Origin of the sequence: Nocardioides albertanoniae (assembly GCF_006716315.1) — a bacterium.
Lineage (GTDB): Bacteria > Actinomycetota > Actinomycetes > Propionibacteriales > Nocardioidaceae > Nocardioides > Nocardioides albertanoniae.
This window is the reverse complement of sequence record NZ_VFOV01000001.1, coordinates 481,409-503,186: the sequence shown is the minus strand read 5'-3', so window position 1 is coordinate 503,186 and position 21,778 is coordinate 481,409. Positions and strand designations below refer to the sequence as shown.

Annotated in this window: 20 protein-coding genes; 10 read left to right on the top strand and 10 right to left on the bottom strand. The window is 69.7% G+C overall.

Going from position 1 to position 21,778, the window contains the following annotated elements:
• The first annotated feature begins 97 nt into the window (after window positions 1-97).
• The gene (locus FB381_RS02405; protein WP_141778809.1) at window positions 98-1,027 is read left to right on the top strand and encodes an NADP-dependent oxidoreductase; all 930 of its coding nucleotides are present in this window, start codon (window positions 98-100) and stop codon (window positions 1,025-1,027) included.
• Window positions 1,028-1,068: 41 nt separating this feature from the next.
• Window positions 1,069-1,659 carry a uracil-DNA glycosylase family protein gene (locus FB381_RS02400; RefSeq protein ID WP_141778808.1) on the top strand — a complete coding sequence of 197 codons (591 nt, stop codon included), beginning with the start codon at window positions 1,069-1,071 and terminating at the stop codon, window positions 1,657-1,659.
• 16 nt (window positions 1,660-1,675) lie between these two features.
• Here the strand turns inward: FB381_RS02400 and FB381_RS02395 are convergent, their stop codons facing one another.
• Entirely contained in the window at window positions 1,676-2,941 is a 1,266-nt protein-coding gene (locus FB381_RS02395) for an MFS transporter (RefSeq protein ID WP_141778807.1), read from the bottom strand.
• Between the two features lie 321 nt (window positions 2,942-3,262).
• Here FB381_RS02395 and FB381_RS02390 point away from each other — a divergent pair, with 321 nt between their 5' ends.
• The 3 genes from FB381_RS02390 (at window position 3,263) to FB381_RS02380 (ending at window position 5,409) form a co-directional block, all read left to right on the top strand.
• Window positions 3,263-3,952: a DUF3109 family protein gene (locus FB381_RS02390; RefSeq protein WP_246087923.1), complete on the top strand. Its 690-nt coding sequence runs from the start codon at window positions 3,263-3,265 to the stop codon at window positions 3,950-3,952.
• 90 nt (window positions 3,953-4,042) lie between these two features.
• Window positions 4,043-4,699 carry a VOC family protein gene (locus FB381_RS02385; RefSeq protein WP_141778806.1) on the top strand — a complete coding sequence of 219 codons (657 nt, stop codon included), beginning with the start codon at window positions 4,043-4,045 and terminating at the stop codon, window positions 4,697-4,699.
• Window positions 4,624-5,409 carry a class I SAM-dependent methyltransferase gene (locus FB381_RS02380; protein WP_170225032.1) on the top strand — a complete coding sequence of 262 codons (786 nt, stop codon included), beginning with the start codon at window positions 4,624-4,626 and terminating at the stop codon, window positions 5,407-5,409. Before FB381_RS02385 ends, FB381_RS02380 begins: the two co-directional genes overlap by 76 nt.
• Window positions 5,410-5,419: 10 nt before the next feature.
• Here FB381_RS02380 and FB381_RS02375 read toward each other — a convergent pair whose 3' ends face one another.
• Window positions 5,420-6,262 carry a LysR family transcriptional regulator gene (locus tag FB381_RS02375; RefSeq protein WP_141778805.1) on the bottom strand — a complete coding sequence of 281 codons (843 nt, stop codon included), beginning with the start codon at window positions 6,260-6,262 and terminating at the stop codon, window positions 5,420-5,422.
• 100 nt (window positions 6,263-6,362) lie between these two features.
• Between FB381_RS02375 and FB381_RS02370 the strand changes: the two genes are divergently transcribed.
• Window positions 6,363-7,091, top strand: a complete 729-nt coding sequence (locus FB381_RS02370) for an SDR family oxidoreductase (protein WP_141778804.1) — start codon at window positions 6,363-6,365, stop codon at window positions 7,089-7,091.
• A 104-nt stretch (window positions 7,092-7,195) separates the two neighbouring features.
• Window positions 7,196-7,957 (top strand): D-Ala-D-Ala carboxypeptidase family metallohydrolase, encoded by a 762-nt coding sequence (locus FB381_RS02365; RefSeq protein WP_141778803.1) that lies wholly within the window; start codon window positions 7,196-7,198, stop codon window positions 7,955-7,957.
• A gap of 99 nt (window positions 7,958-8,056) precedes the next feature.
• On the opposite strand, the gene FB381_RS02360 is transcribed toward FB381_RS02365, so the two are convergent.
• Together FB381_RS02360 and FB381_RS02355 are read right to left on the bottom strand one after the other, a co-directional pair.
• A complete protein-coding gene (locus FB381_RS02360; RefSeq protein WP_141778802.1) occupies window positions 8,057-9,217 on the bottom strand; it encodes an NAD(P)/FAD-dependent oxidoreductase in 1,161 nt (386 codons plus the stop codon).
• A gap of 28 nt (window positions 9,218-9,245) precedes the next feature.
• Window positions 9,246-10,277 carry a LacI family DNA-binding transcriptional regulator gene (locus FB381_RS02355; RefSeq protein ID WP_246088294.1) on the bottom strand — a complete coding sequence of 344 codons (1,032 nt, stop codon included), beginning with the start codon at window positions 10,275-10,277 and terminating at the stop codon, window positions 9,246-9,248.
• Between the two features lie 155 nt (window positions 10,278-10,432).
• Between FB381_RS02355 and radA the strand changes: the two genes are divergently transcribed.
• Window positions 10,433-11,818: a DNA repair protein RadA gene (radA, locus tag FB381_RS02350; RefSeq protein ID WP_141778800.1), complete on the top strand. Its 1,386-nt coding sequence runs from the start codon at window positions 10,433-10,435 to the stop codon at window positions 11,816-11,818.
• An 88-nt stretch (window positions 11,819-11,906) separates the two neighbouring features.
• On the top strand, window positions 11,907-12,989 hold the full coding sequence (gene disA / locus FB381_RS02345) for a DNA integrity scanning diadenylate cyclase DisA (RefSeq protein ID WP_141778799.1): 1,083 nt from the start codon (window positions 11,907-11,909) through the stop codon (window positions 12,987-12,989).
• 237 nt (window positions 12,990-13,226) lie between these two features.
• Here the strand turns inward: disA and FB381_RS02340 are convergent, their stop codons facing one another.
• Window positions 13,227-13,961: a hypothetical protein gene (locus FB381_RS02340; RefSeq protein WP_211352308.1), complete on the bottom strand. Its 735-nt coding sequence runs from the start codon at window positions 13,959-13,961 to the stop codon at window positions 13,227-13,229.
• Between the two features lie 83 nt (window positions 13,962-14,044).
• On the opposite strand from FB381_RS02340, the gene FB381_RS02335 reads away from it, so the two are divergent.
• Complete coding sequence (locus FB381_RS02335) at window positions 14,045-14,908, top strand: HhH-GPD family protein (RefSeq protein WP_141778797.1); 864 nt, start codon at window positions 14,045-14,047, stop codon at window positions 14,906-14,908.
• 115 nt (window positions 14,909-15,023) lie between these two features.
• On the opposite strand, the gene FB381_RS02330 is transcribed toward FB381_RS02335, so the two are convergent.
• From FB381_RS02330 to FB381_RS02310, 5 genes are all read right to left on the bottom strand, one after another.
• Entirely contained in the window at window positions 15,024-17,609 is a 2,586-nt protein-coding gene (locus FB381_RS02330) for an ATP-dependent Clp protease ATP-binding subunit (RefSeq protein ID WP_141778796.1), read from the bottom strand.
• A 240-nt stretch (window positions 17,610-17,849) separates the two neighbouring features.
• Complete coding sequence (locus FB381_RS02325; RefSeq protein WP_141778795.1) at window positions 17,850-18,170, bottom strand: histone-like nucleoid-structuring protein Lsr2; 321 nt, start codon at window positions 18,168-18,170, stop codon at window positions 17,850-17,852.
• Between the two features lie 123 nt (window positions 18,171-18,293).
• Window positions 18,294-19,076: a type III pantothenate kinase gene (locus tag FB381_RS02320; RefSeq protein ID WP_141778794.1), complete on the bottom strand. Its 783-nt coding sequence runs from the start codon at window positions 19,074-19,076 to the stop codon at window positions 18,294-18,296.
• 8 nt (window positions 19,077-19,084) lie between these two features.
• Window positions 19,085-20,014: a carboxylating nicotinate-nucleotide diphosphorylase gene (gene nadC / locus FB381_RS02315; protein ID WP_141778793.1), complete on the bottom strand. Its 930-nt coding sequence runs from the start codon at window positions 20,012-20,014 to the stop codon at window positions 19,085-19,087.
• Window positions 20,014-21,771: an L-aspartate oxidase gene (locus FB381_RS02310; RefSeq protein WP_141778792.1), complete on the bottom strand. Its 1,758-nt coding sequence runs from the start codon at window positions 21,769-21,771 to the stop codon at window positions 20,014-20,016. The genes nadC and FB381_RS02310 overlap by 1 nt, the downstream gene beginning before the upstream one ends.
• Window positions 21,772-21,778 lie beyond the last annotated feature (7 nt).

Sequence of the window (21,778 nt, the reverse complement as noted above, 5' to 3'; positions counted from 1 at the left end):
TTTGGGCTTGACAGCCCACTTTTTCAGGAGTTCAATCGAAAATGGGTTACGCAGCCCAATCTTGATCACCGACTCGTCCCAGGAAGAAGGCACCACCATGAGAGCAATCGTCGTCACCGACCCGGCCGCGGGCACGTCAGGAATGACGCTGACCGAGCGGCCCGAACCGTCGCCCGCGATCAACGACGTCGTCGTCCGGGTGCACGCATCAGGCTTCGTACGCGACGAGCTGGAGTGGCCCTCGACCTGGGTCGACCGCGCCGGCCGAGACAAGGTCCCGTCCATCCCGGGGCACGAGGTGGCCGGCGTGGTCACGGCCCTCGGCTACGGCACGACGGGGCTCTCGGTGGGTCAGCGCGTGTTCGGTCTCGCCGACTGGCACCGTGACGGCGGGCTCGCGGAGTATGTCGCCGTCGAGGCGCGCAACCTCGCTCCCCTGCCCGACGACGTCGACTTCACCGTGGCGGCATCCCTGCCGATCTCGGGTCTGACCGCGTGGCAGGGCCTGTTCCAGCACGGCCACCTCGGCTCCGGGCAGCGTGTGCTGGTCCACGGCGCGGCGGGAGCGCTCGGAGCGCTGGTGACCCAGCTCGCCCGCGAGGCCGGGGCCCAGGTCATCGGCACCGGACGCGCCGCGGACCGGGAGAAGGCCCTCGACCTCGGGGCGCACGAGTTCGTCGACCTCGACCACGACGCCCTCACCGACGTCGGCGCCGTCGACCTGGTCTTCGACACCATCGGCGGCGACGTCCAGACCGCCTCCGCCGCTCTCGTCAAGCCCGGCGGCACCCTGGTCTCCGTCGTCGGCCCGGTCGAGGCCCGTCTCGATGACGCCACTGCCGTCGACTTCGTGGTCGAGGCCGACCGCGCCCAGCTCGGCGAGATCGTGCAGCGGGTGCGGGACGGCCGGCTGCGTACGAACATCGGCACGATCGCCACCCTCGACGACGCCGTCGCCGCCCTCAGCTCGACCGAGCGACGCAAGGGCAAGACGATCATCGCCGTGGCCCCCACGGAAACGGCCTGATGCTGCGTACGCCAGCAGCCGGAGCGCGCGAGGATGGCCCCATGAAGGAGCTCGACCGCATCCGGGACGACATCGTGGCCGACCCGAGCAACGCATGGGCCACCGCGGCCGGATACGACCCCCTCTACGTCGCCCACCCGGACGCCCGGTGCCTGATCATCGGCCAGGCGCCGGGCGTCAAGGCACAGCAGAGCGGCATCCCCTGGAACGACGCGAGCGGCCAACGCCTCATCGAGTGGCTCGGCGTCGACGAGGCCACCTTCCGCGACCCCACGGCCTTCGCGATCCTGCCGATGGACTTCTACTACCCTGGCAAGGCCTCGACCGGCGACCTGCCGCCCCGCGCCGACTTCGCCTCCACCTGGCACCCTCGCCTGATCCACGAGATGCCGCACATCAGCCTGACCCTGGTCATCGGCTCCTACGCCCAGCAGCACTACCTCGGCGGAAAGGACTCACTGACCGAGCGCGTACGCAGCTTCCGCGACCAACTGCCGGACCGGTTCCCCCTCGTCCACCCCTCACCGCTCAACTTCCGCTGGCAGGCTCGCAACCCCTGGTTCGTCACCGACGTCCTCCCCGAGCTGCGACGTCACGTCGCCGACGCGATCGGCGGCGGGTCCGGGCTGTGACTGAGGGTGTCGGCCCTCAGTGGTCGGCGGTGACCGCGGCCGCCTCGGGGCTCTGGACGGCGACGACGGGCGGGACACCCAGGCGCGCGTTGACGACACCGGCGACGACGATGACCAGCGCGGCGCCGACGGGCATGAGCAGGGCGGCGTCGGTGCCCCAGCGTTCGGCGACCTCGCCGGTGATCGCGGAAGCCATCGACTGGCCGAGGATGATGGCGGAGCCGAGCATGGTCATGACCGTTGCGGAGCGGCCGATCGGGCTCCGGCGGGCGCCGAGGCCGAACTGCGTGACCAGGGTCGGTCCGATCCCGATGCCGATCACGAGCAGCGCGACCACCATCCCCGTCACCGAGCCCGCAGACGACACCGCCGGCAGCGTGAGGGCGCCGAGGAGGATCACCGCACCGAAGACCAGCCACCGTGCGGCCGATCCGAAGCCGGCTGGGAAGAGCGCGACGCCGAGCGCCAGCGCCGCCGAGCCGACGCCCATCGCGGCGTAGACCAGGCCGGCCTGCTCCGGGCGTCCGTGGTCGGCCATGAACGCGGTCAGCGAGGTGAGCATCGACCCGAAGAAGAGGCCCACCCCGAGGATACCGACGACCACCACGACCAACCTCGGGCGCGCGAGCTCGCGGGCGGGTGCCGCAGGCGTACGTCCGGTCGTGTCTCGTGCGACCACGGCGCTCGGGTGGAGCGCGAAGACGGCCACGAAGACCAGGGTGAGCGCGGCCGCGGCGACGACCGGCGCCCACGGGTCGATCGCGACGGCGAGAAGCCCCGCGACGACGGGGCCGACGATGAAGACGGTCTCGTCGGCGGCCGACTCGTAGGCCATCGTCGAGTTGAAGACCCGCTCGCGCCGCTCCGGGACGATGCGCGCCGAGATGATCGTGACCAGCCGTGTGCGTGACATCGGGGCGATCTGCGGTGCGGTCGCTCCCACCAGGAACGCCACCACGAGCACCGCCGCGTCGGGCAGCGGGCTGTAGACCACCCACGCCATCACGCCGAGCGCCGCGCTGCTGAGACCGCTGATCACCAGCAGCACCAGCCGCTGGCCGAAGCGGTCGACGGCCGCACCCAGAACAGGCCCGCCCAGCGCCGCCCCGACGCCGACCAGCGCCGAGTTCAGGCCACCGAGCGCCAACGAGCCGCGGGCGGTGACGACCAAGGTCAGCACGCCGACGACCATCATCGCGTACGGCATCCGCGCGACCAGCGCCAGCGGAAAGTAGGAGCCTCCGACGGCGCGCACCAGACTCTGCTTGCCCTGCTCTGACATGTCCTTCACCTCTCGCTACGAACCGTGGCCCTGTGCCGCCTTGGTCCGCCGGCAGAGCCGGCGCGAGGTGTTACACGTCGAACACGGAGCGGTCGCTCCGTACGACAAGTTTACGCCGCCCGACCCGGTCTCCCGGAATCGTCGGAACGGTCGACCGCGTAGGCTTGTGCGGTGGCTGAGACGAACAGAGTGAGGTCGAGCGGCGAGCTTGCTCGTCCGCTCGCGCCGAACGAGGGAGTACCCGCGCGAAGCGCGGAGGTATCCCTGGATTTCCCACGTGCGTGGGTTGAGTTCGTCAATCCTGACGACCCGGACGAGCGGATGCGCTGCGACCTGACCTGGCTCACGTCGGCCTACACCTGCATCTTCGGCAACGGCTGCCCCGGCATGTTCGCGAGCTCGCCCGACGTGGGTTGCTGCACGCTCGGGGCCCACTTCGCCGACGAGGACGACGAGACGCGCACCGCCCAGTTCGTCGAGCGGCTGACCCCGGAGCTGTGGCAGCAGCACCCCGGTCGCACGGTGCAGACCGACGACTGGGTCGAGCTCGACGACGACGGCGAGCGCAAGACCCGGGTGAGCGAGTTCCAGGGCCAGGAGTCGTGCGTGCTCAGCAACCGCCCCGGCTTCGCCGGTGGCTCCGGCTGCGCCCTCCACATCCTCGCCGCGGCCGAGGGCCGCGACCACTTCGAGACGAAGCCCGACGTGTGCTGGCAGCTGCCGATCCGGCGTACGTTCCGCGACGTCGAGCTCACCGACGGCACCACCTACACCGAGGTCACGATCACCGAGTACGACCGGCGCGGCTGGGGCCCGGGCGGCCACGACCTCGACTGGTACTGCTCCGGCAACCCCGACGCGCACGTCGCCGTCGAGCCCGTCTACCTCACCAACGGCCCCGAGCTCATCGAGCTGATGGGCGAGGCGGCCTACGCCGAGCTCGTCCGTCACTGCGAGTCGCACGTCCGATCCAGGTCGGCGCTGGCCCTGCATCCGGCAAGTCCGCGCTGAACTGCGCCGACGCACCGCCCCTGTATCTCGACATCAAGAGATAGCGACCCTGGATTCGTCTCTCTCTCAGGCAGAGTTCAGAATCGTTACATGCGACTGGACCATGTTTCGTACGCCGCAGGACCCGATGGCCTGGTACAGACCGCCAAGCAGCTCGGCGACCTGCTCGGCCAGGAGTTCGTCGACGGCGGCGTCCACCCCCGCTTCGGCACCCGCAACTACATCCTCCCGATGCGCGGTGGCCTCTACCTCGAGGTCGTCGAGGCGCTCGAGCACCCGGCCAGCGACAAGGCCCCGTTCGGGCAGGCCGTCAAGGGTCGCTCCGCGCTCGGCGGCGGCTGGGTCGGCTTCGTCGTCGGCGTCGACGACATGACTCCGATCGAGGAGCGGCTCGGCCGCAAGGCGGTTCCCGGCAACCGCCACCTGCCCGACGGCCGTGAGCTCCAGTGGGAGCAGATCGGCATCAACGGCCTCATCGCCGACCCGCAGCTGCCCTACTTCATCAAGTGGGACACCCTCGAGCTCCACCCCGGCAACGCCGGCTCCGACATCACCCTCACCGACCTGGAGATCTCCGGCGACCCCGACCGGGTCAAGGACTACCTCGGTGACGAGCTGCGCGAGCGGGTCGACCCCTGGACCGGCAAGCCGGCCGAGAACGTCAACATCGAATGGGTCGCCGAGCACGGCACCCCCGGCCTCCTCGCCGCCAAGTTCGTCACCCCGGGTGGCGAGGTCCGGATCTGACCAGGCTCGACCTACCGGGGGCGACGGGCGCGATCCCGTCCCCCAACATCTGGCACCACACCTCGACGTACGAGGTCGAGAACCGCGCCCTCGACCCGCACGGACGGCTGTGGGCGGCCATGGCCGAGACGACGCCATGGTCGGGTCGCGACGTGCTCGACCTGGGCTGCGGCACCGGGTTCTACCTGCCGAGGTTCGCCGAGACGGCACGCAGCGTCACCGGCATCGAGCCGCATCCCGACCTCGTGGCACTGGCCCGGCGGCGTACGAAGCGGCTCGAGAACGTCGCCGTCCACAACGGCATCGCCCAGCGGCTGCCGATCCCGCCGGCGTCGGTCGACGTGATGCACGCCCGCTGGGCCTACTTCTTCGGCCCCGGCTCCGAGCCCGGCCTGCGCGAGCTCGACCGGGTGATGCGCCGCGGCGGCGTAGCGATGGTGATCGACAACGACGGATCGCGCTCCACCTTCGGATCCTGGTTCCGCCGCGGCTACCCGAAGGTGCCGCCGCCCGAGGAGCAGGAGCGGTTCTGGTCGCTGCACGGCTGGACCAGGGTGCCGGTCGACATGGACTGGTCCTTCGCCTCCCGTGACGACCTGGAGGCGGTCGTACGCATCGAGTTCGACCCCGCCACGGCGGCCGCGATCCTCGCCGAGCACGCCGGGACGTACGTCGACTATGCGGTCAACCTGTGGTGGAAGCGCTTCTGACCAGCAGAAGCTAGAGACCCGTGGCCGTCTGCACGAGTCGGGCCAGGTCGAGCGAGCGGCTGTGCCGCGGCCAGGCGATGACCGTGGTGACCTCGGGCGCATCGAGCAACGGCACCGTGGAGACACCGTGATGCTGCTCGGCACGCGCCGACTCCGGCAGGATCGCGTACGCCCGACCGAGCCCGATCAGCTGATACAGCTGCGCCGAGTCGCGCATCTCCGGGCCGGGGCCGTCGGGAAAGGTGTCGCCGTCCGGCCAGCGCATCGGCGGCACCTCGGGGATGTCGTCGACGTCGGCCAGCCGCAGGTGCGGACGGGTCGCCCACGGGTGACCGGAGGGCAGCACGACGACCTGGCCCTCGGTGAGCAGGTCCTCATGGTCGAGGCCGTCGGTCGAGTCGAACGGCCGGTGCAGCAGCGCGACGTCGGCCCGGCCGTCGCGCAGCCGGGACTCCTGCTCACCGATGCCGCACAGCACCACCTCGACCTTCACGGCACCGGGCTCGGCGGCGTAGGCGTCCAGCAGCTTGGTGAGCAGCTCGCTCGCGGCCCCGGCCTTGGAGACGAGCACCAGCCCAGGCTCCTCCCCCGCGCCGGCTGCCCGGCGGGTGCGGCGTTCGGCGGCATCGACCGCGTCGAGCGCCGCCCGAGCCTCGGCCAGGAGCACGCGGCCGGCGTCGGTCAGCGAGACGCCGCGGCTGTTGCGCTCCAGCAGCGCTCCGCCGAGACGTCGTTCGAGCTGGCTGATCGCGCGGGACAGCGGCGGCTGCGCGATGCCGAGGCGGGCGGCGGCCCGGCTGAAGTGCAGCTCCTCGGCGACCGCGACGAAGTAGCGAAGCTCCCGGGTCTCCATGACCTCGAGGCTACTGCGACCAGGCAACATACCCGAGCGGTATCGGTGGCGACCGAGACGATATTGGAGTGATCTCCGGCCCGGGGACACGCTTGAAGACATGAGTGAGACAACGATCGCGCTGGTCACCGGCGCCAACAAGGGAATCGGCTACGAGATCGCCGCGGGCCTCGGCGCGCGCGGCTGGAAGGTCGGCGTCGGCGCTCGCGACGACGCCCGGCGTGAGGCCGCGGTGGAGAAGCTGCGCGCGGACGGCGTGGACGCCTTCGGGGTGCCGCTTGACGTGACCGACGACGCCAGCGTCGCCGCCGCTGCCCAGCTGCTCGAGGAGCAGGGCGGGTTGGACGTGCTCGTCAACAACGCCGGGATCACCGGCGGGATGCCTCAGGAGCCCACCGCCGTCGCGATCGAGACGATGCGGGAGGCGGTCGAGGTCAACGTCTTCGGGGTCGTGCGGGTCATCAACGCGATGCTGCCGCTGCTCCGCCAGTCTGCCTCACCGCGGATCGTCAACATGTCCAGCAGCGTCGGCTCCCTCGCCCGGCAGTCGTCGACGGACGACGCGCTCACCGTCGGCCCGGTCGCTGCTGCGTACAGCCCGTCGAAGACCTACCTCAACGCCGTCACGGTCCAGTACGCCAGGGAGCTGCAGGACACGAACATCCTGATCAACCTCGGCTGCCCCGGGTTCGTGGCCACCGACCTGAACGGTTTCCGCGGCGTACGCACGCCCGAGGAGGGCGCCCGGATCGCGATCAGCCTCGCGACGCTGCCCGACGACGGCCCCACCGGTGGTTACTTCGAGGAGGCCGGCGCGATCCCCTGGTGACCTGAGAGGTTCATCGGAAACGCGCGTGGGCGCAGGCGTTTCCCGCCATCCTGAGGAGCGACTCGGGTCCTCTCGGACCTCTCGGAAGGTTAGGAGCTCCACAGATGCGTCTCACCCCACGTCCCGGGCGCCGGCTCGGAACCGTCATCGGCACTCTCCTCGTCACGCTGGCGACCAGCCTGGTCGCCATCACCTCCACGGCCGCCCCAGCGCAGGCCGACGCCTGCTACACCTGGGACGGCACGCTGCGCCAGGGATCCACCGGCGCCGGCGTCACCCAGCTGCAGATCCGTGTCGCCGGCTGGGCGGCCTCGGGCACGGTCTTCACGATCGACGGGTCCTACGGCCCGGCCACCACGACCGCGGTGCGCAACTTCCAGGCCGCCTACGGGCTGGGTGCCGACGGCGTCGCCGGACCCAACACGTTCTCCAAGATCTACGCGCTCCAGGATGACGACTGCACCCCGGTCCACTTCGCCTGGAACGAGGTCGACGACGTCTGCTACGGAGGTTGGCCGGCCCCGATCTCCGGCACGGTCGCCCAGGTCAAGGCCAACCTGATGCAGGCGATGTGGCGCGCCGAGGCGATCCGGCACCGGCTCGGTGACCACCCGCTGAGGGTCACCTCGGCCTACCGGTCGAAGGCCTGCAACGACCAGGTCGGCGGTGCCACCAACAGCAACCACCTCTACGGTCGCGCGATGGATCTCGTGCCCGGCGACGGGGCCACGTCGCTGTGCAGCATCGGCCGTGCCTCGCGGCAGTCGTTCCCGCAGGTGCTCGGGCCGGGCTACCCCGGCCACAACGACCACATCCACGCCGGCATCCAGTCGAGCGTCTACCACAACGCGCCGAGCTGCTTCTGACCCGTCGAGTCGGCTCGTTCTGACGTGAAACAACGTCGAGTCGGCTCGTTATAACGAGCCGACTCGGCGGGGATCTCGGTCAGGACGAGCCGACTCGGCTCAGGGGGTATCGGTGAGCTGGTCGGGGTCGGCGTCGGTGCCGACCAGCTCGCGGAGCTTGTCGTTGACGTCCCAGATGCCGACGTTCATGCCGGCGGTGACGGTGCGGCCGCGCTGCCAGTAGGCGATGAACTCGTCGCCGTCGACGTTGCCGCGGAGCACCGCCTCGTCCTCGGGGGTGGAGCGGCCGACGTACTCCATCGAGAACTCGAACTGGTCGGTGAAGAAGTAGGGCTGCCAGTCGTAGACGCCGTCCTTGCCGAGCATCGAGCGCGCCGCCAGTCGGCCCTGCTTGAGCGCGTTGTCCCAGTGCTCGACGCGCAGCGGGCCGAGCGTGGTGTGCTTCGCGAGCGCGACGTCGCCCGCGGCGAAAACACGAGGATCAGACGTACGCAGCCGCTCGTCGACCACGATGCCGTCGCCGACCTCGAGGCCGGCCGCCTCGGCCAGGTCGACGGCCGGTGCCGCTCCGACGGCGACGAGCACGATGTCGGCGGGGATCTCGCCGGCGCTGGTGCGTACGACTCCGGGCTCGATCGCTTCCACGGTCGTCTCGGTGTGGACCTCGACGCCGTGACGAGCGTGCAGGTCGGCGACGTGCTTGCCGAGCACCGGACCGAGCGCACCCAGGAGCGGCTGGGCCGCGGCCTCCACCACGACCGCTTGGGCGCCGAGCGCCGTCACGGAGGCGGCGACCTCGAGACCGATCCAGCCGCCGCCGATCGTGACGACCCGGGTGCCGGACGAGACCGCGTCCTTGAGCCGGCGGGCGTCGTCGACGGTGCGGAGCGTCATCGCGGTCTCGACGCCGGGGATCGGCGGGGTCTTCGGCGCCGCGCCGGTGGCCAGCAGCAGCTGGCCGAACGGCACCGTCTCCCCCGTGTCGAGCGCGACCGAGCCGTTGTCCAGGTCGATCGCGGTCGCCGTGGTGCCGGTCAGCACGGTGACGTCCTTCTCGGCGTACCACGCCTCGTCGTGGGAGGGCTCGAACTCCTTGTCACCGGCGAGGAACTCCTTGGAGAGCTGCGGTCGCTCGTACGGAAGCTCGGGCTCCTTGCCCACCAGGGTCAGGCGGCCGGCGTACCCCTCGTCACGAAGGGCCTCGATGGCACTGGCAGCCGCGAGACCAGCACCGATGACGACGATGGATTCAGTTCCCATGAAGCCATCGTCGCGCGGAACCCGTGAACTATGAAGACCCTCGGACGGTCAGAACGGGTTTGAGCATCACACCGGGCGCGGCGTAGGACGGGGTGGCGAGCAGCTCCTCGAGCGCCTTGACCAGCTCGCGGGCGGCCTCCTCGAGCGGCGGGCGTACGGACGTGATGCCCGGCGGCACCGTCTGCGCGACCTGGGAGTCGTCGAAGCCGACCACGGCGATGTCCTCGCCGAGGCGGAGTCTTCTTTCGAAGAGCGAATGGAGCACGCCCATCGCGAGCGTGTCGGAGGCGCAGACGAGCGCGGTGGGCTTGGTCTCGTCGAGGATCGCGTCGGCGGCGGCCTTGCCGGAGCTGATCGAGTCCTCCGTACGCGAGGCCAGGCCGGTGGTCGAGAGGCCGTGGGTGTGCATCGCGTGGATCCAGCCGCTGCGCCGCTCCTCGCCCAGGAGCGAGTCCTTGTGCCAGCCGATCCAGGCGATCTTGGAGTGGCCGCGCTCGATGAGGTGCTCGGTGGCGATCTCGGCGCCGTAGGCGAGGTCGACGTCGACCCAGGGATGCTTGGCGTCGGGCTGGGTCCAGGGTCGCCCGAAGGAGACGAAGCGAGCACGGCGCGACTGCAGCCAGGTGGTCTGCTGACCGCCGAGGTGGGTGTCGGTCACGACGAAGGCGTCGACCGCGGTCGAGCGGAGCAGCTCGTCGTAGCCGTCGAGGGGGTCTTCGGGGTCACCGTAGAAGAGGAGCACGTGATAGCCGGTCTCGGCCGCTGCCTCGACGAAGGTGTGGACGAAACGGTCCATCATCGCGTTGGCGGTGCCCTCCTGGAGGGCAGGCATCCGCAGGCCGATCAGGTGACTCGCTCGGGTGCGCAGGCTGCGGGCGGCGCGGTTGGGCTGGTAGCCGAGCTTGTCGATCGCCTCCTGCACCCTGGCCAGGGTGTCGGCGCGCAGCAGATCGGGGTTGTTGACGGCGTTGGAGACCGTCTGCCTCGAGACTCCGGCGAGCTCGGCGACGTCGGCGAGGGTCGGCGGGGCGGCCGAGATATGACCACCCGAACGCGGCATCACCACGCTCTGCCTCCCTAGGTGCCGTGTGAGAACTCTGGATCGTTCCAAGACATCGTAACGAAGGGTGAACCCGGGCAGCGCTCACGGTCCAGAAGTGGTGGCGTGGGTCTCGGTCGGATCCGATGTCGGTGCTGTGCTCTAGGTTGCTGGTCATGGCTTCCGCACGCTCGTCCAAACGCGCCACCTACCGCTGCTCGGAGTGCGGCTGGGAGACGATGAAGTGGGTCGGCCGCTGCGGCGAGTGCCAGGCCTGGGGATCGGTCGCCGAGGCGGCGGCCCCGGTCGGACGTACGCCGACGGCCCCCGTCTCCTCCGCCGCGGTGCCGATCGGCACCGTCTCGGTCTCCGAGTCCGAGCGACGCACCAGCGGGGTGCCCGAGCTCGACCGGGTGCTCGGCGGCGGGCTGGTGCCGGGCGCGGCCATCCTGCTCGCCGGCGAGCCGGGCGTGGGGAAGTCGACGCTCCTCCTCGAGGTGGCGGCGCAGACGGCTCGTTACGGGCGTCGGGCGCTCTATGTGACCGGCGAGGAGTCGGCCTCCCAGGTGCGGCTGCGCGCCGACCGCACCAGCGCGATCCAGGACGAGCTCTATCTCGCTGCCGAGACCGACCTCGGTGCGGTGCTCACCCACATCGAGGAGAGCCGGCCCGAGCTGATCGTGGTCGACTCCGTGCAGACCATCGGGGCCTCCGGCATCGAGGGCATCCCGGGCGGGGTGACCCAGGTGCGCGAGGTCGCGGCCGCGCTGATCCGGGTGGCCAAGACCCGCAACATCACCGTCGTCGTGGTCGGCCACGTGACCAAGGACGGAGCGATCGCCGGGCCGCGGGTGCTGGAGCACCTGGTCGACGTCGTCCTCCACTTCGAGGGCGCGCGCGACTCCCGGTTCCGGATGGTGCGGGCGATGAAGAACCGCTTCGGCCCGGTCGACGAGGTGGGCTGCTTCGACCTGTCCTCCGAGGGCATCGTGGCGGTCACCGACCCGTCCGGGCTCTTCGTGGAGACCCACCATGTCTCGGTGCCCGGCACCTGCGTGACCGTGACGATGGAGGGCCGCCGCCCCCTGCTCGCGGAGATCCAGGCGCTGACCGTGCTGGGCGCGGAGGAGCGGGCGAAGCGTACGACCTCGGGGTTGGACGGCTCCCGGCTGGCGATGATCCTGGCCGTGCTGCAGCGCCACGCGAAGGTCACGCTCTCGGGCCGCGACGTGTTCGCCTCGACCGTCGGCGGGGCACGGATCAGCGACCCCGCCGCCGACCTGGCCACGGCGCTGTCGGTCGCATCGAGCCACACCGGCACACCCACGCCGCGGGGCGTGGTGGCGCTCGGCGAGATCGGCCTGGCCGGAGAGCTGCGCCGGGTGCGCGACCTCGACCAGCGGCTCTCCGAGGCTGCGCGGCTGGGATTCACGGTTGCGGTCGTCCCGGCCGATCCGGGCACGCCGGTGCCTCCGCGCCCCAACGAGCGCAATGTCGACGGTATGCGTGTCTTTGAGGTGCACAGCATCACTTCGGCGTTGGAATTCCTCCGCTTGGTGTGATCGACTTGGTGACTCGTGGTCGCTCATTCTCGGCGTTACGGTTGGGTTCACGGTTAGAATCAGCACATCCCACCCCGAAAGGAATCTCGTGGCCGCCGACCGCACCGCGGACTCCATCCGACTGCGCGAAGTGCTCGCACTGATCGCGCCCGGGACACCGCTGCGCGACGGACTCGAGCGCATTCTTCGTGGCCGCACCGGCGCGCTGATCGTGCTCGGTTTCGACCCGATGGTCGATGCGATATCGACCGGCGGGTTCACCCTCGACGTGCCCTTCACCTCCACCGGCCTGCGTGAGCTCGCCAAGATGGACGGGGCGATCATCGTCGACGACTCCCTCAGCCGCATCGTGCAGGCCGCCGTCCACCTGATGCCCGACCACACGATCCCCTCGACCGAGACCGGCACCCGGCACCGCACCGCCGACCGGGTCGCCAAGCAGACCGGCCAGCCGGTGATCTCGGTGTCCCAGTCGATGCAGATCATCGCGGCGTACGTCGGTCAGACCCGCCACGTCCTCGAAGACTCCGGGCAGATCCTCTCTCGCGCCAACCAGGCGCTGGCGACGCTGGAGCGCTACAAGCTGCGCCTCGACGAGGTCGCCTCGACCCTCTCGGCGCTCGAGATCGAAGACCTGGTGACCGTGCGCGACGTCGCCGTCGTGGCGCAACGCCTCGAGATGGTGACCCGCATCGCCCGCGAGATAGAGGACTACGTCCTCGAGCTCGGCACCGACGGCCGGTTGCTCTCCCTCCAACTGGAGGAGCTCATCACCGGCGTCGACGCGGAGCGCGAGATGGTCATCCGCGACTACCTCCCCCGCGGCCGCCGCGCGCGGTCGCCCGAGGAGCTGCTCGCCGAGCTCGAGGCGCTCAACTCCGCCGAGCTCGTCGACCCCGCCGCCACCGCCCGCGTGCTGGGCCTGACCACCTCCGAGGCTCTCGACGGCGCCGTCGCCCCGCGCGGCTACCGCCTCCTCGCCAAGGTGCCGCGGCTGCCACCCGCCGTCGTCGACCGCCTCGTCGACCACTTCGGCACCCTCCAGAAGCTCCTCTCCGCCAGCGTCGACGACCTCCAGGCCGTCGAAGGCGTCGGCGAGCTCCGCGCCCGCTCCGTACGCGAAGGCCTCTCCCGCCTCGCCGAATCCACCATCCTCGAACGCTACGTCTGACCCTCCGCCGAGAAGTCACTCCTGCAGGGTGAGAGGTCACTCCCGCACGCCGAAGAGTCACTCCTGCAGGGCGAGAGGTCACTCCCGCACGCCGAAGAGTCACTCCTGCAGGGCGAGAGGTCGTTTCTGCAGGTCGAGTGGGCATCTACGTGCCCACTCGACCTGCAGAAGTGACGCTTCGACCTGCACACGTGACCTCTCGGCCTGCAGGGGTGACTTCTCGGCAGGGAGGGTGTGTCAGTTGGCGGGGGTGTCGGGCTCGGTACGCGGCAGGGTGCTGCCGGGCTTGTAGAGGCCGAAGGTGGCGGAGGAGGGTTCGCCGCCGAGGGCGGAGGCGACGATCACGAAGAAGTTGGGCTTCACCCACGGGCCGTGGCCGGTGCACTCGTCGGCGACGATGCGGCGGCCGCTCCAGGTCAGGGGAAGCGTGGTGACGGTGTCGCGGCGGAGGACGATGTCCTTGGTCGGCACCGCCTTGGGGCAGGCGACCGTCGACCAGACCAGGTCACCGCCCTTCTGCGAGATCCGCACCTGCAGGGCGTCGTCGGACACCTTCCAGATGCAGGCGGCGGCCTTCGCCGTGCGCACCTCGAGCGGGATGGTGACGTTGTCCTCCGCATAGCCGTTGGTGACAGCGGGCTTGAGGATCACGTCGGAGGGCGAGCACTCGCCGGTGGGCTCGGGCGGCGCCGAGCTCGTGGACTTCTCGGGCTTTCCGGGCTTCTCGGGCTTGCCACCCGTGGCGTCGCCGGCCTGCTTCGACGGGTCGGCATCCGGCGTCGGAGTGACCGTCACGGTCGCCGCGGGCTTGTCGGCAACCTGCGACGCGGTGTCGTCGGGCTCGTCGGACCCACCGACGAAGAGCCGCGAGATCCCGACGATGAGAAGCAGGACGATCGCGAGCACAGCCACCCGCCGGCGCCAATACACCGAGGCCCGTTGCCGTCCTCGGGTCCGTGTCGTGCGCGCCATGGGTGACACGGTAATGACCAGATCTTCGGGATGCGGGGTGCCACTCCGGGGCCATACCTGTCGCACGGCACAATCGGTGTGTGATGGATCTCCACGACGCCGTCCTCGACTGGTACGACGCCAACGCACGCGACCTCCCGTGGCGCTCGACGAGCGCAACCCCGTGGTCGGTGATGGTCAGCGAGTTCATGCTTCAGCAGACTCCGGTCAGCCGGGTCCTCCCCGTCCACGAGGCGTGGCTCGACCGCTGGCCCACCCCCGCCGACCTGGCCGCCGAGCCGACCGGCGAGTCCGTACGCGCCTGGGGCCGCCTCGGCTATCCGCGGCGCGCCCTGCGGCTGCACGCGGCCGCCACCGCGATCCTCGAGCGTCACGCGGGCGAGGTGCCCGCGGCGTACGACGACCTGATCGCGCTCCCCGGCGTCGGCGACTACACCGCGGCCGCGATCGCCACCTTCGCCTACGGCAGGCGACACGTCGTCCTCGACACCAACGTACGCCGCGTGCTCGCCAGGACGCTGAGCGGAGTCGAGTTCCCCGCGCAATCGGTCAACAAGGCCGAGCGCGAGCTGGCCGCGAGCGTGCTGCCCGACGACGAGCCGACCGCCGCGACCTGGTCGGTCGCCGTCATGGAGCTCGGCGCGCTCGTGTGCACGGCGAGCAACCCTGCGTGCGGCCGCTGTCCGGTGGCCGATCTCTGTGCCTGGCGCACGGCCGGTCACCCCGCCTATGACGGCCCGCCTCGAAAGGTGCAGACCTGGGCCGGCACCGACCGGCAGTGCCGCGGTCGGTTGATGGCCGTGCTCCGCGACGCCGACTCCCCCGTGCACCGCAGCCGGCTCGACACGGTCTGGTCGGACAACACCCAACGCGAGCGCGCCCTGAACGGCCTCTTGAAAGACAACTTGGCCACAGAAGTCGAGCCCGACTTCTTCGCTCTTCCCTAATCTCCCGAGAAGTCGAATTCCGACCCCAAGAAGTCGGCTTCCGAATCAGACCAGGAAATAGACCACGCCGGGTGACCAGTCACTGGTCACCCGGCGTGGATAAGGCACTTCTGGGTCAGTCGGATTCCGGCTTGGGCTTCTCGATGTTCACCGGCTCGTCCTGGTCGGGAAGCTCGGCGTCAGAGACGCTCGCGCCTTCCAGCGGGGGGACGTCGGGAATCGCCGAGCGCTTCTGGCCCTCGAAGGTGAAGGTCGCCTCTGGACCCTCGCCGTCGACACCGACGAGCACGATCTCGCCGGGGCCGATGTCGCCGTAGAGCATCTTCTCGGCGAGCATGTCCTCGATCTCGCGCTGCACCGTGCGGCGCAGCGGACGAGCACCCAGCACCGGGTCGAAGCCGCGCTTGGCGAGCAGCTCCTTCGCGGGCGTGGTGAGCTCGATGCCCATGTCGCGGTCCTTGAGCCGAACCTCGACGGCCGAGATCATGTTGTCCACCATCGACATGATCTGGTCCTGCGAGAGCGGCGGGAACACGATCACTTCGTCGACACGGTTGAGGAACTCAGGCCGGAAGTGCTGCTTGAGCTCGTCGGTGACCTTGGCCTTCATCTTCTCGTAGGAGCCCGCGGCGTCGTTGGCCTGGGAGAAGCCCAGGTTGACCGACTTCGCGATGTCCCTCGTGCCGAGGTTGGTGGTCATGATGATGACGGTGTTCTTGAAGTCGACCACCCGGCCCTGCGAGTCGGTCAGGCGACCTTCCTCCAGGATCTGCAGCAGCGAGTTGAAGATGTCCGGGTGGGCCTTCTCGACCTCGTCGAAGAGCACCACGGAGAACGGCTTGCGGCGCACCTTCTCGGTGAGCTGGCCACCCTCTTCGTAGCCGACGTAGCCCGGAGGCGAACCGAAGAGCCGCGAGACGGTGTGCTTCTCGCCGAACTCCGACATGTCGAGCTGGATCAGCGCCTCTTCGTCACCGAAGAGGAACTCGGCGAGCGTCTTGGACAGCCACGTCTTTCCGACACCGGACGGACCGGCGAAGATGAACGAACCACCGGGGCGCTTGGGGTCCTTCAGACCCGCACGCGTGCGGCGGATCGCCCGGGAGAGCGCCTTGACGGCCTCGTCCTGACCGATGACGCGCTTGTGGAGCTCGTCCTCCATGCGCAGCAGACGCTGGGACTCTTCCTCGTTGACCTGCACCATCGGGATGCCGGTCGCCACGGCGAGCACCTCGGCGATCAGCTCCTCGTCGACCTCGGCGACCTCGTCCATGTCGCCGTCGCGCCAGGCCTTCTCACGCTCGGCCTTCTTGGCGATGAGCTGCTTCTCCTCATCCCGCAGACGGGCGGCAGCCTCGAAGTCCTGGCCGTCGATCGCCGCCTCCTTGCGCTGGCGTACGTCGGCGATCTTGTCGTCGTACTCGCGCAGGTCGGCGGGGGCGGTCATCCGGCGGATGCGCAGCCGCGAGCCGGCCTCGTCGATCAAATCGATGGCCTTGTCGGGCAGGAACCGGTCGGAGATGTAACGGTCGGCCAGCGTCACCGCGGAGACGAGCGCCTCGTCGGTGATCGTCACCCGGTGGTGGGCCTCGTAACGGTCACGGATGCCCTTGAGCATCTCGATCGCGACCGAGATGGCCGGCTCCGGCACCTGGATCGGCTGGAAACGGCGCTCGAGAGCGGCGTCCTTCTCCAGGTACTTCCGGTATTCGTCGAGCGTGGTCGCGCCGATCGTCTGCAGCTCACCGCGAGCCAGCATCGGCTTGAGGATCGAGGCCGCGTCGATGGCGCCCTCGGCCGCACCCGCACCGACGAGGGTGTGGATCTCGTCGATGAACAGCACGATGTCGCCGCGGGTCTTGATCTCCTTGAGCACCTTCTTGAGGCGCTCCTCGAAGTCACCGCGGTAGCGCGAGCCGGCGACGAGCGCACCCAGGTCGAGCGTGTAGATCTGCTTGTCCTTGAGCGTCTCGGGCACGGTGCCCTTGACGATGTCCTGCGCGAGCCCCTCGACGATCGACGTCTTGCCGACGCCGGGCTCACCGATGAGGACCGGGTTGTTCTTCGTACGCCGCGAGAGCACCTGCATCACACGCTCGATCTGGCTCTCGCGCCCGATGATCGGGTCGAGCTTGCCGTCGCGGGCGTCCTGGGTGAGGTTGCGGCCGAACTGGTCGAGCACGAGGCTCGAAGAAGGCGCCTCGGCCGAGGTGGTGCCGGCGGTGGCGGTCGCACCGGAGGCGCCACCCTGGCCCTCCTTGCCCTGGAAGCCCGAGAGCAGCTGGATGACCTGCTGGCGCACCCGGTTGAGGTCGGCGCCGAGCTTCTGCAGCACCTGGGCGGCGACGCCCTCGCCCTCACGGATCAGGCCGAGCAGGATGTGCTCGGTGCCGATGTAGGAGTGGCCGAGCTGCAGCGCCTCGCGCAGGGACAGCTCGAGCACCTTCTTGGCGCGCGGGGTGAACGGGATGTGCCCGGACGGCGCCTGCTGACCCTGGCCGATGATCTCCTCGACCTGGTTGCGCACCGCCTCGAGCGAGATGTCGAGGGACTCCAGGGCCTTGGCCGCGACGCCCTCGCCCTCGTGGATGAGGCCGAGCAGGATGTGCTCGGTCCCGATGTAGTTGTGGGAGAGCATGCGGGCCTCTTCCTGGGCCAGCACGACCACCCGGCGGGCTCGGTCAGTGAACCGCTCGAACATGTACGCATCTCTCCTAAAGAATTCTGGGGCGAAGGCGCCCACCGGACGGGTCCGATGTGGGCGGTCTCAACGGGAAACAACCCCACAGACAGCCTACGCGTTCCCGACAACACAATGCGATCCGTGCGCTGAGAGCGAACAAGCCCCTCCCGGTGTCAGTACGCCGCTCGGACCCTCACTCAAATACGGCTGCCGCGCCCCACGGGGCGCGGCAGCCGGTCGCGTAGGACGCGGACGAGCTCAGTGGGCCGCCTCGAAGGCGGTGCGGACCTCGGCGGGAATGCGACCGCGGTCAGGGACGGTGTAGCCGTTGGCCTTGCCCCACTCACGCATGACCTTCGGGGTGGTGCCACCAGCGGCGGCCGCCTTCTTGGCGCCGCGACGGCCGCTCACCTTCTGCGCGTGGCCGACGAAGAGCGCGAGGGAGTCACGCAGCTTGGCCGCATTGGCGTCGTTGAGATCGATCTCGTAGGTGGTGCCGTCCAGGGCAAACGACACCGTCTCGGTGGCCTCCGAGCCGTCGATGTCGTCCTCGAGGATGATCTGGACCTTCTTAGCCATGTTCCTACCTTCACTGCTCTTCTTCACCCTGGAACGGGTCGAATATAGCCGTCGCGGTTGCGCGAGATGCACATAGCATTACATATCAACCTGATAATTCAACAGGTTGGCATACCGAAATCGCTAACGAATGACATTTCGCTGGAATATGAGCTCGAGGCCTTGGAAGGTCAACCACGGAGAATGCACTGAGAAGCACTTACTCTCATCAAGAACGAACTCCGCCAGATATCCGGTCGCAATCACCGTCACTTCATCGGCTGCGACATCCATCTCGCCGATGATCCGAGATACCAGACCCTCCACCTGTGCCGCGACTCCGAAGACCATCCCCGACTGCAGCGCCTCGACGGTGTTCTTCGCGATCACCGACCGCGGACGCGCGAGCTCGACCCGACGCAGCTGGGCACCGCGGCGCCCCAGAGCCTCCAGGGAGAGCTCGATGCCGGGCAGGATCGCGCCGCCGACGTACTGCCCGGCCGCGTTGACGACGTCGAAGGTGGTCGCCGTCCCACCGAAGTCGACCACGATCGCGGGCCCACCGTGGTGGGCCACGGCAGCGACCGCGTTCGCGATCCGGTCGGTGCCGACCTCGCGCGGGTTGTCCATCAGGATCGGGATGCCGGAGCGTACGCCCGGCTCCACCACCACCGCGGCGACCGAGCTCAGGTGGCGCGAGATCATCTCGCGCCACTCGTGCAGCACCGACGGCACGGTCGCACACACCACGACGCCGTCGATGCCATCGACCCGCTCGTCTCCGACGGTGCCCCGCAGCAGCGCCCACCACTCGTCGGCGGTGCGGTGCTCGAGCGTGGAGACCCGCCAGTCGGCGGACACGGCACCATCGGCGATCAGCCCCAGGATCGTGTGGCTGTTGCCGATGTTGACAGCGAGAAGGGTCACGGTCGGGTTCAGCCCTCCGAGAGGTCGAAGCCGATGTCGAAGACCTTCACCGAGTGGGTCAGCGCACCGACGGAGAGATAGTCGACGCCGGTCTCGGCGACCTCGCGCGCGCGGTCGAGGGTGAGCCCGCCCGACGCCTCCAGCACCGCGCGGCCGCCGGTGATCTCGACGGCTTCCTTCATGGTCGCGGTCGACATGTTGTCGAGCATGATCCGCCCGCAGCCGGCGTCGAGAAGCGACTTGAGCTCCTCGAGCGTCGTCACCTCGACCTCGATCGGCACGTCAGGATAAGCGAACTTCACGGCCTCATAAGCCTGCACCGCGCCACCGGCGGCGACGATGTGGTTGTCCTTGACCAGTGCCATGTCGGAGAGCGCCATCCGGTGGTTGGCGCCGCCGCCGCAGCGCACGGCGTACTTCTCGAGCGTGCGGAAACCGGGCAGGGTCTTGCGGGTGTCGAGCACCTGAGCCCCGGTGCCCTCCAGCGCCTCGGTCCAGGCCGCGACACCGGTGGCGACGCCGGAGAGGTGGGAGGCGTAGTTGAGAGCCGTACGCTCCGCCGTCAGCAGCCCGCGCGTCGAACCGGTCAGGCGCATGATGATGTCGCCCGCCTTCACCTTCGAGCCGTCCCTGACCCGGTCGGTGATCGTGACGGAGTCACCCATGACGTACGCGAAGACGAGCGCGGCCACGCCGAGGCCGGCGACCACGCCGTCCTCACGAGCGGCGAAGACGCCGACGCCGGTCGAGTCGGGCGCGATGGTGGCCACCGAGGTGACGTCCTCGCTGGGCATCTCGCCGGGCGCGACCATGGGCAGGTCTTCGTCGAGAGCGAGCTCGACGGCGTCGTAGACCACACCTGCGTCCAGCCCTGCAGCGGTCAGCTCCTCCCGGAGCGACTCCGGGATCTCGTCGAAGGGCACGCGTCGAATGCTCATCAGGCTCCTGCCGGTGTTGACGGGGTTGACGGGGTGGTGCGATTCGCCGGCTCGGCTCGAGACGGGTCTGTCGCCGGCGCCGGGGTGAACGTGGCGATGGTCTCACCATCGAGGAGTCGCACGTCGAAGTGGCCCGCGAACCCGGCGTCGTCACGCTGCCCGAAGTCTTCGCGCCAGTGGGATCCGCGGGTCTCCTCGCGCAGCAGCGCCGATCTCGCGAGCGCGAGCGAGACGGTGAGCAGGTTGGTCGCCTCCCACGCCTCCGGGTCGATCGTGGTCGCGGGCGTGCGGCCGAGCTTCTCGAGCTCGTCGACGGCCTCGGCGACACCGGTCGCGTTGCGGAGCACACCGACCTTGGTCGTCATCGTCTCCTGCAGCTGCTTGAGCGCCGTGCCGGGCACGAGCACGCGGTCGACGTGGGTCGTGGTGTCGGTCTCGGGGTCTTCCAGCTGGCGCAGCTCACCGGGCAGCACCTCCGCGATCCGCCGGGAGAAGACCAACCCCTCGAGCAGCGAGTTGGAGGCGAGCCGGTTGGCGCCGTGGACGCCGCTGCAGGCGACCTCGCCGGTGGCGTAGAGGCCGGGCACCGAGGATCGGCCCCACAGGTCGGTGCGGACGCCGCCGGAGGCGTAGTGGCACGCCGGCGCGACCGGGATCAGGTCGACGGCGGGGTCGACGCCGTGCTGCTTGCAGGAGGCGAGGATGTTGGGGAACCGCTTCTCCCAGAACGCGCGACCCAGGTGACGCGCATCGAGCCACATGTTGGGGTGGCCGGTCTCGAGCATCCGCTTCATGATCGCCTTGGAGACGATGTCGCGAGGCGCCAGGTCGCGCATCTCGTGGACACCCTCCATCAGCCGGGCGCCGTCCCAGTCGACGAGGAACGCGCCCTCGCCGCGTACGGCCTCGGAGATCAGCGGCTGCTGGCCGCGGGAGTCCTCGCCGAGATACATCACCGTGGGGTGGAACTGCACGAACTCGAGGTCGCGCAGCGTCGCACCGGCCCGCAGCGCGATCGCCATCCCGTCGGCGGTGGCGACGGCGGGGTTGGTGGTCTGCGAGAAGACCTGGCCGAGTCCGCCGGAGGCGAGCACGACCGCACGCGTACGCACCATGCCCACGCCGTCGGCGTCGCCCTCGCCCATCACGTGGATGGTCAGACCGGCCACGCCGCCGTCGTCGGCGGTGAGCAGGTCGACGACCATGGCGTGCTCGAAGACCATGATCGGGCTTGCGTCGCTTCGCTCCTCGCCTGCTGGCGCATCGGGAGCGCGCCGCACCGCCTCGATCAGCGCGCGCTGGATCTCGGCGCCGGTCGCGTCGCCGTCGGCGTGCGCGATCCGGTCGCGGTGGTGGCCGCCCTCACGGGTCAACGACAGGTTGCCGTCGGGGTCCTTGTCGAAGTCGGCGCCCCACTCGATGAGCTCGCGAACGGCCTCGGCGCCCTCACCGACCAGCACACGTACGGCCTCCAGGTCGCACGCCCCCGCACCTGCGACGAGCGTGTCGACCTCGTGCTGCTCGGGGGTGTCACCCTCACCGAGCGCGGCCGCGATGCCGCCCTGGGCCCACTGCGTGGAGCCTGCCTGGAGCACGTCCTTGGTCACCACGGCGACCCGCTCGACCTGGTCGCGGAGCCGGAGGGCCGCGGTCAGCCCGGCGATCCCGGAGCCCACCACGATCACGTCGGCCCACTCGGTCCAGCCCGGGTCACGGGCGGAGAGCAGCTCAACTGTCGTCCGCTGGCGCTCGCTCATGGCCGCA

What these genes read in the sequence shown, in the direction of transcription:
- FB381_RS02405 (WP_141778809.1), top strand. Translation starts at nt 98, where the DNA reads ATGAGAGCAATCGTCGTCACCGACCCGGCCGCGGGCACGTCAGGAATG.
- FB381_RS02360 (WP_141778802.1), bottom strand. Translation starts at nt 9,217, where the DNA reads ATGGGAACTGAATCCATCGTCGTCATCGGTGCTGGTCTCGCGGCTGCC.
- FB381_RS02355 (WP_246088294.1), bottom strand. Translation starts at nt 10,277, where the DNA reads ATGCCGCGTTCGGGTGGTCATATCTCGGCCGCCCCGCCGACCCTCGCC.
- radA (WP_141778800.1), top strand. Translation starts at nt 10,433, where the DNA reads ATGGCTTCCGCACGCTCGTCCAAACGCGCCACCTACCGCTGCTCGGAG.
- FB381_RS02370 (WP_141778804.1), top strand. Translation starts at nt 6,363, where the DNA reads ATGAGTGAGACAACGATCGCGCTGGTCACCGGCGCCAACAAGGGAATC.
- FB381_RS02365 (WP_141778803.1), top strand. Translation starts at nt 7,196, where the DNA reads ATGCGTCTCACCCCACGTCCCGGGCGCCGGCTCGGAACCGTCATCGGC.
- FB381_RS02390 (WP_246087923.1), top strand. Translation starts at nt 3,263, where the DNA reads ATGCGCTGCGACCTGACCTGGCTCACGTCGGCCTACACCTGCATCTTC.
- FB381_RS02330 (WP_141778796.1), bottom strand. Translation starts at nt 17,609, where the DNA reads ATGTTCGAGCGGTTCACTGACCGAGCCCGCCGGGTGGTCGTGCTGGCC.
- nadC (WP_141778793.1), bottom strand. Translation starts at nt 20,014, where the DNA reads ATGAGCATTCGACGCGTGCCCTTCGACGAGATCCCGGAGTCGCTCCGG.
- FB381_RS02310 (WP_141778792.1), bottom strand. Translation starts at nt 21,771, where the DNA reads ATGAGCGAGCGCCAGCGGACGACAGTTGAGCTGCTCTCCGCCCGTGAC.
- FB381_RS02400 (WP_141778808.1), top strand. Translation starts at nt 1,069, where the DNA reads ATGAAGGAGCTCGACCGCATCCGGGACGACATCGTGGCCGACCCGAGC.
- FB381_RS02385 (WP_141778806.1), top strand. Translation starts at nt 4,043, where the DNA reads ATGCGACTGGACCATGTTTCGTACGCCGCAGGACCCGATGGCCTGGTA.
- FB381_RS02395 (WP_141778807.1), bottom strand. Translation starts at nt 2,941, where the DNA reads ATGTCAGAGCAGGGCAAGCAGAGTCTGGTGCGCGCCGTCGGAGGCTCC.
- FB381_RS02375 (WP_141778805.1), bottom strand. Translation starts at nt 6,262, where the DNA reads ATGGAGACCCGGGAGCTTCGCTACTTCGTCGCGGTCGCCGAGGAGCTG.
- FB381_RS02335 (WP_141778797.1), top strand. Translation starts at nt 14,045, where the DNA reads ATGGATCTCCACGACGCCGTCCTCGACTGGTACGACGCCAACGCACGC.
- FB381_RS02380 (WP_170225032.1), top strand. Translation starts at nt 4,624, where the DNA reads ATGGGTCGCCGAGCACGGCACCCCCGGCCTCCTCGCCGCCAAGTTCGT.
- FB381_RS02325 (WP_141778795.1), bottom strand. Translation starts at nt 18,170, where the DNA reads ATGGCTAAGAAGGTCCAGATCATCCTCGAGGACGACATCGACGGCTCG.
- FB381_RS02340 (WP_211352308.1), bottom strand. Translation starts at nt 13,961, where the DNA reads ATGGCGCGCACGACACGGACCCGAGGACGGCAACGGGCCTCGGTGTAT.